Source organism: Sinorhizobium fredii NGR234 (genome assembly GCF_000018545.1).
Classification (GTDB): Bacteria; Pseudomonadota; Alphaproteobacteria; order Rhizobiales; family Rhizobiaceae; genus Sinorhizobium; species Sinorhizobium fredii_A.
In genome coordinates this window covers 2,760,001-2,775,469 of the sequence record NC_012587.1, presented here as the reverse complement: position 1 = coordinate 2,775,469, position 15,469 = coordinate 2,760,001, and the positions used below count along the sequence as shown (strand labels likewise).

Below are 15,469 nucleotides of genomic sequence, written 5' to 3'. Positions count from 1 at the left end.
GAACGTACCGCCGATCAAGACGGCTTCCCCGAATCCTTCAGCGCGTGCTCGCTTGCCCCGAGCGCTTCCGACAGCCTCTGCTTCGCCGATCCCGGCTTCAGCGGCTTTTGCTGGCTTTCGTGCGGTGCCCAGCCCGAGACGAAGATGATCGAGAAGGTCGCGCGGATCCGGCCGTCCGGGTCGGAAAAGCGCTCCGCATAGATTTCGGCCGCTCTCAGGAAGAAGCGGCGTGGCATCGGCCTGCGGCTTCGCGCTGCGAGCGGGTTGCCCATCCCCATCGCCTTCAGGTCCTTGAGCAGCCCGAAGAGCGAATCGTAGCGAACCGTGTAGGTCTCGGCATCGGCGACCGGCAGGGCAAATCCCGCCCGCTGCAGAAGCCCGCCCATGTCGCGCACGTCGGCAAAGGGAACCACCCTTGGGCTTGCCCCGCCGGTCAGTTCCGCTTCGGCCGCCAGCAGCGATTCGCGAAGCTCCTGCAGCGTGCCGTTGCCCGGGATCGCGGCAAGGAACAGCCCGTCCGGCTTCAGGGCGCGGCGCGCCTGGATGAAGACGCCGGGCGTGTCGTTGGTCAGATGCAGCGACAGCGGCGACACCAGCAGATTGAGAGATTGCGCTTCGGCCGGGATGCGCTCGAGCGGGGCCACGGTAACCGGAGTAGTGGACGATCCGAAGCCTTCGTCCGTTTCCACCCGCTCAATGGTGCCGACCTTGCCGGTCTCGGCAAGGCGGGCCGCCGTGGCGCCCGTATAGCCGTGCAATTCCATGGCCTTGTCGAAATGCCGTTCCACCACGGCGACACGGTCGGCCAGCTCCTGGGCGACGATATCGAGCAGAAAGGTCGCCTTGGCGTCGCCACCCTGGAGCGCGCGGCGGCGGTGCGCCTCGACGAGGCTCTGGTCAAAGATGATTTCCACGATACTCTCTCCGAAATCACGGATGCAAAGAAACCCTGAAGGGGACAAAGTCAACCTTATGGAACGGGACGGTTGGAGAAATCGGGCGAAGCGCTGGCGATCCCTTTTCGGGGGATTGGGTGCGGCAGCGGTCAATCTCGTCTTTCCGCCTGTCTGCTGCGGCTGCGGCCGGCTGACCGGCGACGCGCACGCCGTCTGCCCCTCCTGTTGGGCGGGGCTGCGCCTGATAGAGCGACCCTATTGCGAAATACTCGGCTCACCCTTCGCCTTCGATCCCGGGCCGGGCGCCGTTTCGCCCCAAGCGATAGCCAACCCGCCGGACTTCGACCGGTTGCGTTCGGCTTCGCTTCACGAGGGGATTGCCCGCGATCTGGTGCATGGCCTGAAATATCGCGACCGCACCGATCTCGCCCCGATGATGGCCGAATGGATGATCCGGGCCAGCGACGGTGCCGTCGCGGCGGCGGACATGATCGTACCGGTCCCGCTCCACGCATTTCGGCTCTGGCGGCGAAAGTTCAATCAGTCGGCGGAGCTTGCGCGCTGCATCTCGGAGCGCGCCGGCAAGCCCTACCGGCCTGAGGCGCTTCGCCGTATCAGGCGCACCCGCCGGCAGATCGGGCTTGGGGCGCGGGCACGCGAGGAGAACGTCCGCGGCGCCTTTGCCGTACCTGAAAGCGCCAGGTCCGGCATCGAGGGAAAACGCATCGTGCTCGTCGATGACGTCTATACGACGGGCGCAACTGTCTCGGCCGCCACCCGCGCCTTGAAGCGGGCGAGAGCCGGCGACATCACGGTTTTGACCTTTGCAATGGCGCTGTCCGGGCCTATATGACGAAAAAATGTCCGGCAAGAAATGCCGGTGAAGGAGCAGTTCGAAATCATGGCTTCGGTGGTCATTTATACGCGTCAGTTCTGTGGCTATTGCACAAGGGCGAAGAACCTTCTGGAGAGCAAGGGGGTCGAATTCGTCGAGCATGACGCGACCTACGACCCGTCGCTTCGCCAGACGATGATTGAAAAATCCAATGGCGGCAGGACCTTTCCGCAGATCTTCATCAACGACGTCCCGGTCGGCGGATGCGACGATCTGCATGCGCTCGATCGTGCCGGCAAGCTCGACGCGATGCTCGCGGCTTGAGTTAAGGTGATGTGCCTGAACGGCGCTCAGTATTGCAGGAGGGCCAGAAGGCATGATCCGGGTCGCGTCGACCTGATCCTTCGGCTCGGGAGAAAAGGACAATGACTTTCAGGGCTGCCGCCGTTCAGATGTGCTCCGGCGTCGATCCGGCAAGGAACGCGGAAACGATGGCGAGGCTGGTGCGCAAGGCCGCTTCCGAAGGCGCCAGCTACATCCAGACGCCGGAAATGACCGGGGCCATCCAGCGGGACCGGGCGGGGCTGCGTTCGGTGCTGAGAGACGAAGCCAACGACCTCATCGTCCGGGAGGCGGCGCGTCTTGCCGGCGAACTGGGCGTATATCTACATGTCGGTTCCACGCCGATCGATCTTCAGGACGGCAAGGTTGCCAACCGCGGCTTCCTGTTCGGGCCGGATGGGGCGAAAATCTGCGACTACGACAAGATTCACATGTTCGACGTGGATCTGGACAATGGCGAGAGCTGGCGCGAGAGCGCCGTCTATCGCCCCGGCGCGACGGCGCGCATGGTCGACCTCCCCTTCGGCAAACTCGGTTTCGCGATTTGCTATGATGTCCGCTTCCCGGAGCTCTTCCGCCAGCAGGCGGTCGCCGGCGCCGAGGTCATGTCGGTGCCGGCCGCCTTCACGCGCCAGACCGGCGAGGCGCATTGGGAAATCCTGCTCAGGGCCCGTGCCATCGAGAACGGCCTGTTCGTCATCGCCGCAGCACAGGCCGGGCAGCACGAGGACGGGCGAGAGACCTTCGGACATTCGATGATCGTCGATCCCTGGGGCAGGGTGCTCGCCCAGGCTGGCCCGACTGGTGAAGCGGTCCTCATCGCGGAGATCGACGTGACGGCGGTCAACGGTGCACGGGCGCGCATTCCCAATCTCAGGAACGCCCGCGATTTCGTGCTCGATCAAGTCGTCGCGGCGGGGAAGGGGGGCGTTGCAGCTTGATCCGCTACAATCTCTCCTGTGACAACGGCCACGGTTTCGAAGGCTGGTTCTCGTCGAGCGACGACTTCGACCGGCAGTCCAAGGGTCATCTCGTCACCTGTCCGACTTGCGGTTCCGCTTCCGTCGGCAAGCAGCTGATGGCGCCGACCGTTTCCACCGCACGCAAGAAGGATGCCCGGCAGGCCCTCGTCATGGACCAGGCGCAGAAGGAAACGATCACCAAGCTCAGGGACATGGTGAAGACGATCCGCGCCAATGCCGAAGACGTCGGCGAGCGCTTTCCCGAGGAGGCCCGCAAGATCCACTACGGCGAGGCCGAGCAGCGCGGCCTGATCGGCAAGGCGACCGCGGATGAGGCGAGCGCGCTAATTGAGGAGGGCATCGAGATCGCGCCGTTGCCGGTTCTTCCGGACGACACGAATTGACGGTGCGTTCTGGACCGCTTCAGAGCGGCCGTTTGGCGACAATCATATAATTGACGTCCATGTCCTTCGACAGGTTCCACTGATTGGCGAGCGGGTTGAAAAACACGCCGGTGCGGTCGGTGACCTGCATGCCGCTGGCTTCGAGCGGCTTTTCAAGTTCTTCCGGGCGGACCAGCTTTTCGTATTGGTGCGTGCCGCGCGGCAGCCAGCGCAGCACGTTCTCGGCCGCAAAGATGGCGAGCGCCGCGGCCTTCAGTGTGCGGTTGATGGTCGCGACGAACATCAGTCCGCCCGGCCGCACCATATGGGCACAGGTCGTCATGAAGAAATCGACATCGGCGACATGCTCGACGACTTCCATATTGAGGACGATATCGAAGCTCTCGCCGGCCTCGGCCAGGGCCTCGGCGGTCACGGCGCGGTAGTCGACGTTGACGCCGCTGCCCGCCGCATGCGTCCTGGCGATGCCGATGTTCTTTTCCGAAGCGTCCGCCCCCAAGACGTCGGCTCCCATGCGGGCCATCGGCTCGGACAACAGCCCGCCGCCGCAGCCGATGTCGAGCAGACGCAGGCCTTTCAGCGGCTGCGGACTCTTCGGGTCGCGGCCGAACTGCTCGCACACCTTGTCGCGGATATAGGCGAGGCGCACCGGATTGAACTTGTGCAGCGGGCGGAACTTGCCGGTCGGGTCCCACCATTCGGCCGCCATCGCCGAGAAACGGTCCACCTCGCTCTGGTCGATCGTCGTGCGTGCCGTCTCGCTCATCGGAGCCTCCTCGCCTTGTCCAGTTCGGGCGCGGGGCAGCCTGACTTGCCCGACCCTCGCCTCATCTGTCCGTGAAGTCGGACGATCGACCGGCGATGTCAAGGGGCGGCTGTCCGACCGGATCAAGCCTTGGCAGGCCGGTAGTGCAGGATGACGACGCCGGAGTTCAGCGGGCGGACGTGGGTGAGCTCCAGCTTGGTGCGTTCGGGAATGTTCTGAAAGAGCGGCGTGCCTTTGCCGAGCAGCACCGGATTGATGCCAAGACGGTACTCGTCGACCAATCCCCTGGCGATGAGCGTGGCGGCGAAGTCGGCGCTGCCGAAGATGAAGATCGTGCCACCATCGCGCCGCTTTAGACGCTCGACCTCGGCAACGGCGTCGCCGGAGACGAGCGTCGTGTTGTTCCAATCGGTGCTCGTAAGCGTCCTGGAGAAGACGAACTTCTCGGCGCCGTTCATGAACGTGGCGATGTCGCCTTCGGCCGAGGGCCAATAGGCCGCCATCATCTCGTAGGTCACGCGGCCGAAGAGCAGCGTCCCGGCTTCCAGCTGCGTCTCGCCGATATAGGCGGCAAGCTCGTCCTCGAAGACGAACCAGTCGATGTCGTGCCCGGGTGCCTCGAAGAACCCGTCGACGCTGACCATGTCCCACATGATGACCTTGCGCATTGTCCTTCCTCCCGTGGGGAGCGGCCGCTCCGGTTTCGCACCGCCCGTGCATCCAATGTTGCCAGACTGAACCAGTTTTGCAAGTGGTTTTATAAATGGATCACACGCTCTGTTGTCTTGCTTCCTCCCATTGCACGCCGCTCCCTGATCCGCTAAGAGACGCCGCGACTTTCCGCTCCCCGAAGCGGTGGCTGGCCGATGTCCGAGAAGTCTCTGCTTTTTGATCGTCAGCGCCGGCGGGGGCACTGTCGGGTGCAGGTCGCGAAACATGTTGGTACGGTAGAGGCGAAATGGCACGCATCGTGATGAAATTCGGCGGAACCTCCGTCGCAGATTTGAACCGCATCCACAATGTCGCCCGCCATGTGAAACGCGAAGTCGACGCCGGCCACGAGGTCGCGGTCGTCGTTTCCGCGATGTCCGGCAAGACCAATGAACTGGTCGGCTGGGTCGAGAACATGCCGAAGGTCGCTGGCTCGAATGCGCCGTTCTACGACGCGCGGGAATATGATGCTGTCGTCGCCTCCGGCGAACAGGTGACTTCCGGCCTGCTGGCGATCGCCCTGCAGTCGATGGGTATCAATGCCCGCTCCTGGCAGGGCTGGCAGCTGCCTATCAAGACCGACAACGCCCATGGCGCAGCCCGCATCCTCGATATCGACGGCGCCGACATCATCCGCCGCATGGGCGAGGGCCAGGTGGCGGTCGTCGCCGGCTTCCAGGGGCTCGGTCCGGACAATCGTATGGCGACGCTCGGTCGCGGCGGCTCCGATACCTCGGCCGTCGCTATCGCGGCGGCCGTCAAGGCCGACCGCTGCGATATCTACACCGACGTCGACGGCGTCTACACCACCGACCCGCGCATCGAACCGAAGGCGCGGCGGTTGAAAAAGATCGCCTTCGAGGAAATGCTGGAAATGGCCTCCCTCGGCGCCAAGGTCCTGCAGGTCCGCTCCGTCGAACTCGCCATGGTGCACAAGGTGCGCACCTTCGTGCGCTCTTCTTTCGAGGATCCCGATGCGCCGGGCATGGGTGACCTTCTGAACCCGCCCGGTACGCTGATTTGTGATGAGGATGAGATCGTGGAACAGGAAGTCGTAACCGGCATCGCCTACGCCAAGGATGAAGCCCAGATCTCGCTGCGCCGCCTGGCCGACCGGCCGGGCGTGTCCGCCGCGATCTTCGGGCCGCTTGCCGAAGCCCATATCAACGTCGACATGATCGTCCAGAACATTTCCGAAGACGGCTCGAAGACGGACATGACCTTCACCGTGCCGTCCGGTGACGTCAACAAGGCGCTGAAGGTGCTCTCCGACAACAAGGAGAAGATCGGCTACGACGTCGTCCAGTCGGAATCGGGCCTCGTCAAGGTCTCGGTCATCGGCATCGGCATGCGCAGCCATGCGGGCGTTGCCGCCTCCGCCTTCCGCGCGCTTGCCGAGAAGGGCATCAACATCAAGGCGATCACCACCTCCGAGATCAAGATTTCCATCCTGATCGACGGTCCATATGCGGAATTGGCGGTTCGCACTTTGCATTCCGCCTACGGTCTGGATAAGAGTTAGACAGCAGGCATTCGATTGGGGATTCGCGGTCGGCAAAGGCCGCGCTTCCCGTCACGTGCCGTCGTTTATTCTTATTCGGGAGACCCTACGCGATGAGAGACCTTTCCGCGGGTCCGCGCGTTCTCCTCAAGCGGTTACGCGAGCTCATGGCGGAACCGCTCGAGCCGCAGGAGCGCCTTGACCGGATCGTGCGCCAGATCGCGCAGAACATGGTCGCGGAAGTGTGCTCGGTCTACGTGCTGCGCTCCGACGGGGTGCTCGAGCTTTACGCGACCAAAGGTCTGAACAAGACCGCCGTACACCTGGCACAACTGAAGATGGGCCAGGGCCTCGTCGGCACCATCGCCGCTTCGGCGCGCCCTCTCAATCTCTCCGACGCGCAGGCGCATCCCGCCTTCACCTATCTTCCGGAGACCGGCGAAGAAATCTACCACTCGTTCCTCGGCGTGCCGATCCTGCGCACCGGGCGCGCGCTCGGCGTTCTCGTCGTGCAAAACAAGGCGATGCGCAACTATCGCGAGGACGAGGTCGAGGCGCTCGAGACGACCGCCATGGTGCTGGCCGAGATGGTTGCGACCGGCGAGCTCAAGAAGATCACCAAGCCGGGCCTCGAACTGGACCTTTCGCGCCCCGTCTCGATCGAGGGCAACAGCTATGGCGAAGGCATCGGCCTTGGCTATGTGGTGCTGCACGAGCCGAGGATCGTCGTCACCAACCTGCTCAACGAGGACACGGAGCACGAGCTTCAGCGTCTCGCCGAGGCGCTCGGGTCGCTGCGCATCTCGATCGACGACATGCTGTCCCGGCGCGACGTGTCGATGGAGGGCGAGCACCGCGCCGTGCTCGAGACCTACCGCATGTTCGCGCATGACCGGGGCTGGGTGAGAAAGCTCGAGGAAGCGATCCGCAACGGTCTGACGGCGGAGGCGGCGGTCGAGCGGGTGCAGAGCGAAACTAAGGCGCGGATGATCCGCCTGACGGATCCCTATCTGCGCGAGCGGATGCACGATTTTGACGACCTCGCCAATCGGCTCTTGCGCCAGCTCTCCGGCTACGGCGCCAAGCTCTCTGCAGCCGACTTCCCGAGCGACGCGATCATCGTGGCGCGCGCCATGGGTGCGGCCGAACTGCTCGATTATCCGCGCGAGAACGTCCGCGGCCTGGTGTTGGAGGAAGGCGCCGTCACCAGCCACGTGGTGATCGTTGCACGCGCCATGGGCATTCCGGTCGTCGGGCAGGCGGCCGGCGCCGTGGCGCTTGCGGAAAACCGCGATGCGATCATCGTCGACGGCGACGACGCGAAGGTGCATATGCGGCCGGTCGCCGACCTGCAGCGCTCCTACGAGGAAAAGGTGCGCTTCCGCGCTCGCCGCCAAGCGCAGTTCCGGGCCCTCAAGGACGTCGAGCCGCTCACGAAGGACGGCAAGCGCATCACGCTGCAGATGAATGCCGGACTCCTGGTCGACCTGCCGCATTTGAACGAAGCGGGCGCCGAAGGCATCGGGCTGTTCCGCACCGAACTGCAGTTCATGATCGCCTCGACGATGCCGAAGGCGGAAGAACAGGAAGCCTTCTACCGCAACGTCCTGAAGCAGACGGGCGGTAAGCCGGTGACCTTCCGCACGCTCGATATCGGCGGCGACAAGGTGGTTCCCTATTTCCGTGCCGCGGAAGAGGAAAATCCGGCGCTCGGCTGGCGTGCCATCCGGCTTTCGCTCGACCGGCCGGGTCTCTTGCGCACCCAGTTCCGGGCGATGCTGCGCGCGGCGGCCGGCGCCGAGTTCAAGCTGATGCTGCCGATGGTGACGGAGGTGACGGAGCTAAAGGTCGCGCGTGAACTCCTGCAGAAGGAGATCGAGCGGCAGTCGAAGATCGGCGAGCAATTGCCGCGCAAGCTGCAGTTCGGGGCGATGCTCGAGGTGCCGGCCCTGCTCTGGCAGCTCGACGAGCTGATGGCCGAGGTGGATTTCGTTTCGGTCGGCTCGAACGATCTGTTCCAGTTCGCCATGGCCGTCGATCGCGGCAATGCGCGCGTTTCCGACCGGTTCGACACTCTCGGTCGCCCGTTCCTGAGGATCCTGCGTGACATCGTGCGCGCCGGCGAACGCAACGATACGCCGGTGACGCTCTGCGGCGAGATGGCGAGCAAGCCGCTTTCGGCGATGGCGCTGCTCGGGCTCGGCTTCCGCTCGGTGTCCATGGCGCCGACCGCCGTCGGCCCGGTCAAGGCCATGCTGCTTGCGCTCGATGCGGGCAAGCTGGCCGAAGTCCTGAACGCCGCCCTGGACGACGTGAGATCCGAGACGCCGGTCCGCCAGCTTCTGGTCGATTTCGCTGCGGCCAACGGCATACCGTTATAGATTGATTGAGAGGGTCTTTGTCCTCGTTCGGCCCAGTTCCGGACGGGGCGGAGGCGTTCGGAGCGACATGTGTTTGAGGTGAGAGTTGGCAAAGCTTCCCGTTGAAAAGATGCGCGAGCTCGAACGGCGGTTCGCAGAGATCGAGGCGCGGATGTCCGCAGGTCCCTCGGCCGATGTCTATGTCAAGCTCGCCTCCGAATATTCCGAGCTGCAGCCGGTGGTGACGAAAATCCGTGCCTACGAGAAGGCGACCGCCGAGCTTGCCGACATCGAAGTGTTGCTCTCCGACCGGGCCACCGACAAGGAGATGCGCGACCTCGCGGAGATGGAAAGGCCCGAGGTGGAGGAGCGGATCGAGGCGCTCGAGGAGGAGATCCAGATCCTGCTCCTGCCGAAGGACGCCGCCGACGAAAAGAGCGCGATCCTCGAAATCCGCGCCGGCACCGGCGGCTCGGAAGCGGCGCTCTTCGCCGGCGACCTATTCCGCATGTATGAGCGCTACGCAGCAGCCAAGGGCTGGCGCGTCGAGGTGCTCTCGGCGAGCGAGGGGGAAGCCGGCGGCTACAAGGAAATCATCGCGACGGTTTCCGGGCGCGGCGTGTTCTCGCGGCTGAAGTTCGAGTCCGGCGTTCATCGGGTGCAGCGCGTGCCGGAGACGGAAGCGAGCGGCCGCATCCACACCTCGGCGGCGACCGTCGCCGTCCTGCCGGAGGCCGAGGAGATCGACATCGAGATCCGGGCCGAGGATATCCGCATCGACACGATGCGTTCTTCGGGAGCGGGCGGTCAGCACGTCAACACCACGGACTCGGCGGTGCGCATCACCCATCTGCCGACCGGCATCGTCGTCACGAGCTCGGAGAAGTCGCAGCACCAGAACCGCGCCAAGGCCATGCAGGTGCTGCGCTCGCGGCTGTTCGACATGGAGCGTCAGCGCGCCGACAGCGAGCGGTCCGCCGACCGCAAGAGCCAGGTGGGGTCCGGTGACCGCTCGGAGCGCATCCGCACCTACAATTTCCCGCAGGGCCGCCTGACCGACCACCGCATCAACCTGACGCTCTACAAGCTCGACCGGATGATGGAGGGCGAGATCGACGAGGTCGTTGACGCATTGCTTGCGGACCACCAGGCAAGCCAGCTCGCCCTGCTCGGCGAGCGCCAGAATTGAGCCGGCGATGCCCGAGACACTGGATAGCCTGCTTGCCGAGAGCCGCGATCGATTGAAGGAAGCCGGCATCGAAGGAGCGGCGATCGACGCCCGGCACCTGATCTCCGGTCTCCTCGGCCTCTCGCTCGCCGGCCTGATGGCGAGGGGAGGGGAACCGGTCAGCCCGCAAGATGCAGCACGTATCCGTGCCGCGATTGAGCGCCGCGCGGCCCGCGAGCCGGTCTATCGCATCCTCGGCGAGCGGGAGTTCCATGGACTGACTTTCAGGCTTTCGAAGGAGACGCTGGAACCGCGGCCGGACACCGAAACGCTCGTCGATTGCCTGATACCTTATGTGCGGCGGATTGCCGCCCGGAAAGGATGCTGCCGGCTCATCGACATGGGCACAGGCACCGGGGCGATTTGCCTCGCTCTTCTTGCCGCAGCCCTTGAAGCGCGAGGCTTCGGCACCGATATATCCGAAGACGCTTTGGCGACGGCACGCGAAAACGCGAAAAGGAACGGGCTCGCCGATCGATTCCAGACCCTTCGAAGCGACTGGTTCGAAACGGTGGAAGGGCGGTTCGACATCATCGTCTCAAATCCGCCTTATATCCGGTCCAGTGTCGTCGGTGAGCTTGAGCCGGAGGTAAGATATCATGATCCGGCTGCCGCCCTGGATGGCGGAAATGACGGGCTTGATGTTTACCGTGCCATCGCACAACACGCCGGCCGCCATCTTGAGACGGACGGTGTAGTAGGCTTGGAAATCGGTTTCGACCAAAAGCACGCAGTGACCGCGCTGTTTCAAGCGCAGGGCTTCCGCCTGCTTGAGAGCGCCATGGATCTCGGCGGCAACGACCGGGTCCTGATATTCGAGCAGGACGTCAAAGGCAGCACGACCGTTGAAAAAATGCTGCACTAGCGCCCTCTTTTCTGGACGAGCGAAGAAAAGGGCTTGGAATCCCCAAGGAAGCGGGCTAGTTTCTGGCCACGCACTGGGCAGAAGGTCATGGACCGGGATTCGTTCCAGTATGACCTGGCCACGGGGATTGCTCTCAAGAAAGAGTTGCTAGGGTTCGACAGTGCCTTGTGCGGGTACCTGTTAATTTGACGTCAGCCGGCGCCGGGATCGCGAACAGGCGGTCTGCCGTGGCGCGTGTTTTCTCGGGCGCGGACAATCCGGCCGGGATACGGAACCATATGATCATCATTAGCAAGAAAATTCAGGTGAATGGACTATGAGGCCAGGACAGCAGAACAAGCGCGGCCGTGGGCGGAATAACAACAACGGAAACAATAACAACAATAACAACCGCAAGGGATCCAATCCCTTGACGCGGACCTACGACAGCTCCGGTCCGGACGTGAAGATTCGCGGTACCGCCCAGCATATCGCCGAGAAATATTCAGCGCTTGCACGCGATGCCCAGAGCTCCGGCGATCGTGTGATCGCGGAAAACTACCTGCAGCATGCCGAGCACTACAACCGCATCATTGCGGCGGCACAGGCCCAGATGCAGGACCGCTTCCAGCGCGAAGAGCGCCAGGACTACCAGGATCGCGATATCGACCGCGATCAGGATGATCTCGACCAGGTCTATGCCGAACCGGCTCCGGCGGCGGCTCAGCCTGCGGCGGCGCCGACAGCCGGCGAGCCGCAACCGGTTATCGACGGCTCCGGCCCGCAGCCGGTGATCGAAGGCATGCCCGCCGAAGTCGCCATGGACGAGGAAACGTCTGCGGCTTCCGGCCGCTCGGCATCCCGGCGCCGCAGCGCCTCCCGGCCGCGCCGCCAGCCGCGCCGCAATGCCTCGGACGAGCCTGCCGCGGAAGGGCAACCGGCCGGCGACGCTGCCGCCCTGGCGGCATCGGAATAAACAGCAGGCTTTCCGATTTTCTTCTTTTCGAAGCCCGGCCCCACGGCCGGGCTTCGCGCTTTTCAATGTCGCCCAAACGTGCGCAGCGGCGCGGTTCGGTGAGAAGGGATTTCGCCGAACGCCACCTTCCGACGCCCTTTAATTTCCGAAAATATCGCCCCATATTCGCTTCGAAGACCTGATCCCTCGCCACGGGAGATCAGTCACAGGCTTGCCGAATGCGGGAGCCTGATCCTGAAACGCCGGCCAGTGCCACAACGATGGGCTAGCCGGGCCATGGAGGTAAGAATGAATATCGAGAAATATTCCGAGCGCGTCCGCGGCTTCCTTCAATCCGCGCAGACCCATGCGTTGGCCGAAGGGCACCAGCAATTCACGCCGGAGCACGTGCTGAAGGTCTTGCTAGACGACGACCAAGGCATGGCGGCTTCGCTCATCGAGCGCGCCGGCGGTGATGCGCGCGAGGCACGTGCCGGCACGGCCGCGGCGTTGGCGAAGCTTCCGAAGGTGACGGGCGGCAGCGGTTCCGTCTATCTGTCGCAACCGCTTGCCAAGGTCTTCACCGCGGCGGAAGAGGCGGCCAAGAAGGCCGGCGACAGCTTCGTGACCGTCGAGCGGCTGCTTCTGGCGCTGGCGATCGAGAGCTCGGCCGCGACGGCGACGATTCTCGCGAAGGCGGGCATCACGCCGACGAAACTCAACCAGGTCATCAACGAGATCCGCAAGGGCCGGACCGCCGACAGCGCCAATGCCGAGCAGGGCTTCGATTCTTTGAAGAAATATGCGCGCGACCTCACCGAGGAAGCGCGGGACGGCAAGCTCGATCCGGTGATCGGCCGCGATGACGAAATCCGCCGCACGATCCAGGTGCTGTCGCGCCGCACCAAGAACAATCCGGTGCTGATCGGCGAACCGGGCGTCGGCAAGACGGCGATCGCCGAAGGGCTGGCGCTGAGGATCGTCAATGGCGACGTGCCGGAGAGCCTCAAGGACAAGCGCCTGATGGCGCTGGACATGGGCGCGCTGATTGCCGGCGCGAAATACCGCGGCGAGTTCGAAGAGCGGCTGAAGGCGGTGCTCAACGAGGTGCGCGCCGGGGAGGGCGAGATCATCCTCTTCATCGACGAGATGCATACGCTGGTCGGCGCCGGCAAGGCGGATGGGGCGATGGACGCCTCGAATCTCCTGAAGCCTGCGCTGGCGCGCGGCGAATTGCACTGCGTCGGCGCGACGACGCTCGACGAATACCGCAAGCATGTCGAGAAGGATGCGGCGCTGGCCCGCCGGTTCCAGCCGGTGATGGTCGAGGAGCCGACGGTCGAGGACACGATCTCCATCCTGCGCGGTCTCAAGGAAAAATACGAACAGCATCACAAGGTACGGATCTCCGATTCGGCTCTGGTCGCCGCCGCGACCCTATCCAACCGTTACATCACCGACCGTTTCCTGCCCGACAAGGCGATCGACCTCATGGACGAAGCGGCATCGCGGCTCAGGATGCAGGTCGATTCCAAACCGGAGGAGCTCGACGAGCTCGACAGGCGCGTCATCCAGCTGAAGATCGAGCGCGAGGCCTTGAAGAAGGAAACCGATGCCTCCTCGAAGGACCGCCTGGAGAAGCTGGAGCTCGACCTTGCGGCGCTCGAGGAGCAAGCGGCGGCGCTGACGGCCCGCTGGCAGGCGGAGAAGCAGAAGCTTGGGCGAGCTGCCGACCTCAAGAAGCAGCTCGACGAGGCCCGCAACGAGCTTCAGATCGTCCAGCGCAAGGGTGAATTCCAGCGGGCGGGCGAGCTGACCTATGGCGTCATCCCGACGCTCGAGAAGGAGCTTGCCGAGGCGGAGAGCCAGGATGGATCGAGCGCCAATGCCATGGTGCAGGAGGTGGTCACACCCGACAACATCGCCCATGTCGTCTCGCGCTGGACCGGCATTCCGGTCGACAAGATGCTCGAAGGCGAGCGCGAAAAGCTGCTGAGAATGGAGGATGAGCTGGCGAAATGGGTCGTCGGCCAGGGCGACGCCGTCCAGGCCGTGTCCCGTGCCGTCCGCCGCGCCCGCGCCGGGCTTCAGGATCCGAACCGGCCGATCGGCTCGTTCATCTTTCTCGGCCCGACGGGCGTCGGCAAGACGGAGCTTACCAAGGCGCTTGCCCGTTTCCTCTTCGACGACGAGACGGCGCTGATGCGCGTCGACATGTCGGAATACATGGAGAAGCACTCGGTCGCCCGGTTGATCGGCGCACCGCCCGGCTATGTCGGCTATGAGGAGGGCGGCGCGCTCACCGAATCCGTCCGCCGCCGACCCTATCAGGTCGTGCTGTTCGACGAGATCGAAAAGGCGCATCCGGATGTCTTCAACGTGCTGCTGCAGGTGCTCGACGACGGACGCCTGACCGATGGCCAGGGCCGCACCGTCGACTTCAAGAACACGATGATCATCATGACGTCGAATCTCGGTGCGGAATACCTGACCGGGCTCGGCGAGAACGAGGACAGCGACGCTGTCCGCGACCAGGTCATGGAGGTGGTCAGAGCCGCTTTCCGGCCGGAGTTCCTGAACCGGGTCGACGAGATCATCCTGTTCCATCGGCTGCGCCGCTCGGAAATGGGCGCGATCGTCGATATCCAGCTCGAACGACTGCGCAAGCTGCTCGGCGAGCGCAAGATCACGCTGGAACTCGAGGACGAGGCCCGCGCCTTCCTCGCCGACAAGGGGTATGACCCGGCCTACGGCGCGCGGCCCTTGAAGCGGGCGATCCAGAAATATCTCCAGGACCCGTTGGCGGAGAAAATGCTGCAGGGCGAGTTCCCGGACGGATCGGCGATCAAGATCATCGCCGGCTCCGACCGGCTGAATTTCAAGCGCGGCACGCCGGCTGCAAAGGAAGCCGCGTAGTCCTGTTTCTCGAAGTAAGAAAGGCTGCCGTCAGACGGCAGCCTTTCTCTTTGGTCCGTTGCGAAGGACTTTATTGGCTTGCGACCTCACTCGGATCGTCCTTGCCGAGGAGTTCGTCGATACGCGCGCGCTCGATCTCGAACTTGGCAAGGACGTCGCCGGACAGCGACTTGCCGCCCGGCAGGCGGATGCGCAAGGGGTCGACCTTGTTGCCGTTGACGATCAGTTCGTAATGGAGGTGCGGGCCGGTCGACAGGCCGGTGGTGCCAACCCAGCCGATTACCTGGCCCTGCACGACCTTTGCGCCCGGCTTGACGTTCTTGGCGATGGCGCTCTGGTGGTTGTAGGACGAGACATAGCCGTTGGCGTGGCGGATCAGCGTCTGGTTGCCATAGCCGCCGGAGTCCCAGCCGGCCTTATCGACGACGCCATTGCCGGCGGCGATGATCGGTGTTCCGCGCGGCGCCGACCAGTCGACGCCCGTATGCATGCGCGAGAACCCGAGGATCGGGTGGCGGCGCATGCCGAAGCCGGACCGGAAGTGGCCGTTTGGAACCGGATTGCGCAACAGGAACTGGCGGATGCTCTTGCCGTCCTCGTTGAAATAATCGATCGAATTGTCGTCCGGATCCTGGAAGCGGTAGAACCGCGTCTCGGCATCGCCGAACTTGGCATCGACATAGAGAAGCTCGGATTCCTCCGTCGCCTGCCCACTCTCATCGGTGACGGAGAAGAAGGCTTCCAGTGAA

At 64.0% G+C, this 15,469-nt stretch carries 14 protein-coding genes (1 of these 14 cut by a window edge); 10 read left to right on the top strand and 4 right to left on the bottom strand.

Features of this window, described 5'->3' with window-relative positions; all coding sequences use genetic code 11:
- Nucleotides 1–14: 14 nt before the first annotated feature.
- The gene (locus NGR_RS24470) at nt 15–914 is read right to left on the bottom strand and encodes a methyltransferase domain-containing protein (protein WP_164924467.1); all 900 of its coding nucleotides are present in this window, start codon (nt 912–914) and stop codon (nt 15–17) included.
- Here NGR_RS24470 and NGR_RS24465 point away from each other — a divergent pair.
- The 4 genes from NGR_RS24465 (at nt 904) to NGR_RS24450 (ending at nt 3,439) form a co-directional block, all read left to right on the top strand.
- A complete protein-coding gene (locus NGR_RS24465; RefSeq protein WP_012709172.1) occupies nt 904–1,749 on the top strand; it encodes a ComF family protein in 846 nt (281 codons plus the stop codon). The genes NGR_RS24470 and NGR_RS24465 overlap by 11 nt on opposite strands.
- A gap of 21 nt (nt 1,750–1,770) precedes the next feature.
- Nucleotides 1,771–2,055 carry a glutaredoxin 3 gene (gene grxC / locus NGR_RS24460; protein WP_193377886.1) on the top strand — a complete coding sequence of 95 codons (285 nt, stop codon included), beginning with the start codon at nt 1,771–1,773 and terminating at the stop codon, nt 2,053–2,055.
- Between the two features lie 101 nt (nt 2,056–2,156).
- Nucleotides 2,157–3,014 carry a carbon-nitrogen hydrolase family protein gene (locus NGR_RS24455; protein WP_012709170.1) on the top strand — a complete coding sequence of 286 codons (858 nt, stop codon included), beginning with the start codon at nt 2,157–2,159 and terminating at the stop codon, nt 3,012–3,014.
- Nucleotides 3,011–3,439, top strand: a complete 429-nt coding sequence (locus NGR_RS24450) for a DUF1178 family protein (protein WP_012709169.1) — start codon at nt 3,011–3,013, stop codon at nt 3,437–3,439. The genes NGR_RS24455 and NGR_RS24450 overlap by 4 nt, the downstream gene beginning before the upstream one ends.
- 19 nt (nt 3,440–3,458) lie before the next feature.
- Here the strand turns inward: NGR_RS24450 and ubiG are convergent, their stop codons facing one another.
- Together ubiG and NGR_RS24440 are read right to left on the bottom strand one after the other, a co-directional pair.
- Complete coding sequence (gene ubiG / locus NGR_RS24445) at nt 3,459–4,205, bottom strand: bifunctional 2-polyprenyl-6-hydroxyphenol methylase/3-demethylubiquinol 3-O-methyltransferase UbiG (RefSeq protein ID WP_012709168.1); 747 nt, start codon at nt 4,203–4,205, stop codon at nt 3,459–3,461.
- A 122-nt stretch (nt 4,206–4,327) separates the two neighbouring features.
- Nucleotides 4,328–4,873 carry a dihydrofolate reductase family protein gene (locus NGR_RS24440; RefSeq protein ID WP_012709167.1) on the bottom strand — a complete coding sequence of 182 codons (546 nt, stop codon included), beginning with the start codon at nt 4,871–4,873 and terminating at the stop codon, nt 4,328–4,330.
- A 290-nt stretch (nt 4,874–5,163) separates the two neighbouring features.
- Between NGR_RS24440 and NGR_RS24435 the strand changes: the two genes are divergently transcribed.
- The 6 genes from NGR_RS24435 to clpB all read left to right on the top strand — a co-directional run bounded on the left by NGR_RS24435 (nt 5,164) and on the right by clpB (nt 14,720).
- A complete protein-coding gene (locus tag NGR_RS24435) occupies nt 5,164–6,438 on the top strand; it encodes an aspartate kinase (RefSeq protein WP_012709166.1) in 1,275 nt (424 codons plus the stop codon).
- A 92-nt stretch (nt 6,439–6,530) separates the two neighbouring features.
- Nucleotides 6,531–8,798 carry a phosphoenolpyruvate--protein phosphotransferase gene (gene ptsP, locus NGR_RS24430; RefSeq protein WP_012709165.1) on the top strand — a complete coding sequence of 756 codons (2,268 nt, stop codon included), beginning with the start codon at nt 6,531–6,533 and terminating at the stop codon, nt 8,796–8,798.
- An 85-nt stretch (nt 8,799–8,883) separates the two neighbouring features.
- Nucleotides 8,884–9,966 carry a peptide chain release factor 1 gene (gene prfA / locus NGR_RS24425; RefSeq protein WP_164924465.1) on the top strand — a complete coding sequence of 361 codons (1,083 nt, stop codon included), beginning with the start codon at nt 8,884–8,886 and terminating at the stop codon, nt 9,964–9,966.
- A 7-nt stretch (nt 9,967–9,973) separates the two neighbouring features.
- The gene (prmC, locus tag NGR_RS24420) at nt 9,974–10,870 is read left to right on the top strand and encodes a peptide chain release factor N(5)-glutamine methyltransferase (RefSeq protein ID WP_012709163.1); all 897 of its coding nucleotides are present in this window, start codon (nt 9,974–9,976) and stop codon (nt 10,868–10,870) included.
- Between the two features lie 316 nt (nt 10,871–11,186).
- The gene (locus NGR_RS24415) at nt 11,187–11,825 is read left to right on the top strand and encodes a DUF4167 domain-containing protein (RefSeq protein ID WP_012709162.1); all 639 of its coding nucleotides are present in this window, start codon (nt 11,187–11,189) and stop codon (nt 11,823–11,825) included.
- 288 nt (nt 11,826–12,113) lie between these two features.
- Complete coding sequence (gene clpB / locus NGR_RS24410; RefSeq protein ID WP_012709161.1) at nt 12,114–14,720, top strand: ATP-dependent chaperone ClpB; 2,607 nt, start codon at nt 12,114–12,116, stop codon at nt 14,718–14,720.
- A 70-nt stretch (nt 14,721–14,790) separates the two neighbouring features.
- Here clpB and NGR_RS24405 read toward each other — a convergent pair whose 3' ends face one another.
- Nucleotides 14,791–15,469, bottom strand: partial view of a M23 family metallopeptidase gene (locus tag NGR_RS24405; protein WP_012709160.1) — the 3' portion only. 1,277 nt of this gene lie beyond the right edge of the window; the window shows 679 of its 1,956 coding nt (coding positions 1,278–1,956); its start codon lies off the right edge, out of view — the gene reads right to left on this strand; the stop codon is at nt 14,791–14,793.

Coding starts and splice junctions, on each gene's coding strand:
- clpB (WP_012709161.1), top strand. CDS start 12,114: ATGAATATCGAGAAATATTCCGAGCGCGTCCGCGGCTTCCTTCAATCC.
- prmC (WP_012709163.1), top strand. CDS start 9,974: ATGCCCGAGACACTGGATAGCCTGCTTGCCGAGAGCCGCGATCGATTG.
- ubiG (WP_012709168.1), bottom strand. CDS start 4,205: ATGAGCGAGACGGCACGCACGACGATCGACCAGAGCGAGGTGGACCGT.
- NGR_RS24465 (WP_012709172.1), top strand. CDS start 904: ATGATTTCCACGATACTCTCTCCGAAATCACGGATGCAAAGAAACCCT.
- ptsP (WP_012709165.1), top strand. CDS start 6,531: ATGAGAGACCTTTCCGCGGGTCCGCGCGTTCTCCTCAAGCGGTTACGC.
- NGR_RS24415 (WP_012709162.1), top strand. CDS start 11,187: ATGAGGCCAGGACAGCAGAACAAGCGCGGCCGTGGGCGGAATAACAAC.
- NGR_RS24440 (WP_012709167.1), bottom strand. CDS start 4,873: ATGCGCAAGGTCATCATGTGGGACATGGTCAGCGTCGACGGGTTCTTC.
- NGR_RS24435 (WP_012709166.1), top strand. CDS start 5,164: ATGGCACGCATCGTGATGAAATTCGGCGGAACCTCCGTCGCAGATTTG.
- grxC (WP_193377886.1), top strand. CDS start 1,771: ATGCCGGTGAAGGAGCAGTTCGAAATCATGGCTTCGGTGGTCATTTAT.
- NGR_RS24455 (WP_012709170.1), top strand. CDS start 2,157: ATGACTTTCAGGGCTGCCGCCGTTCAGATGTGCTCCGGCGTCGATCCG.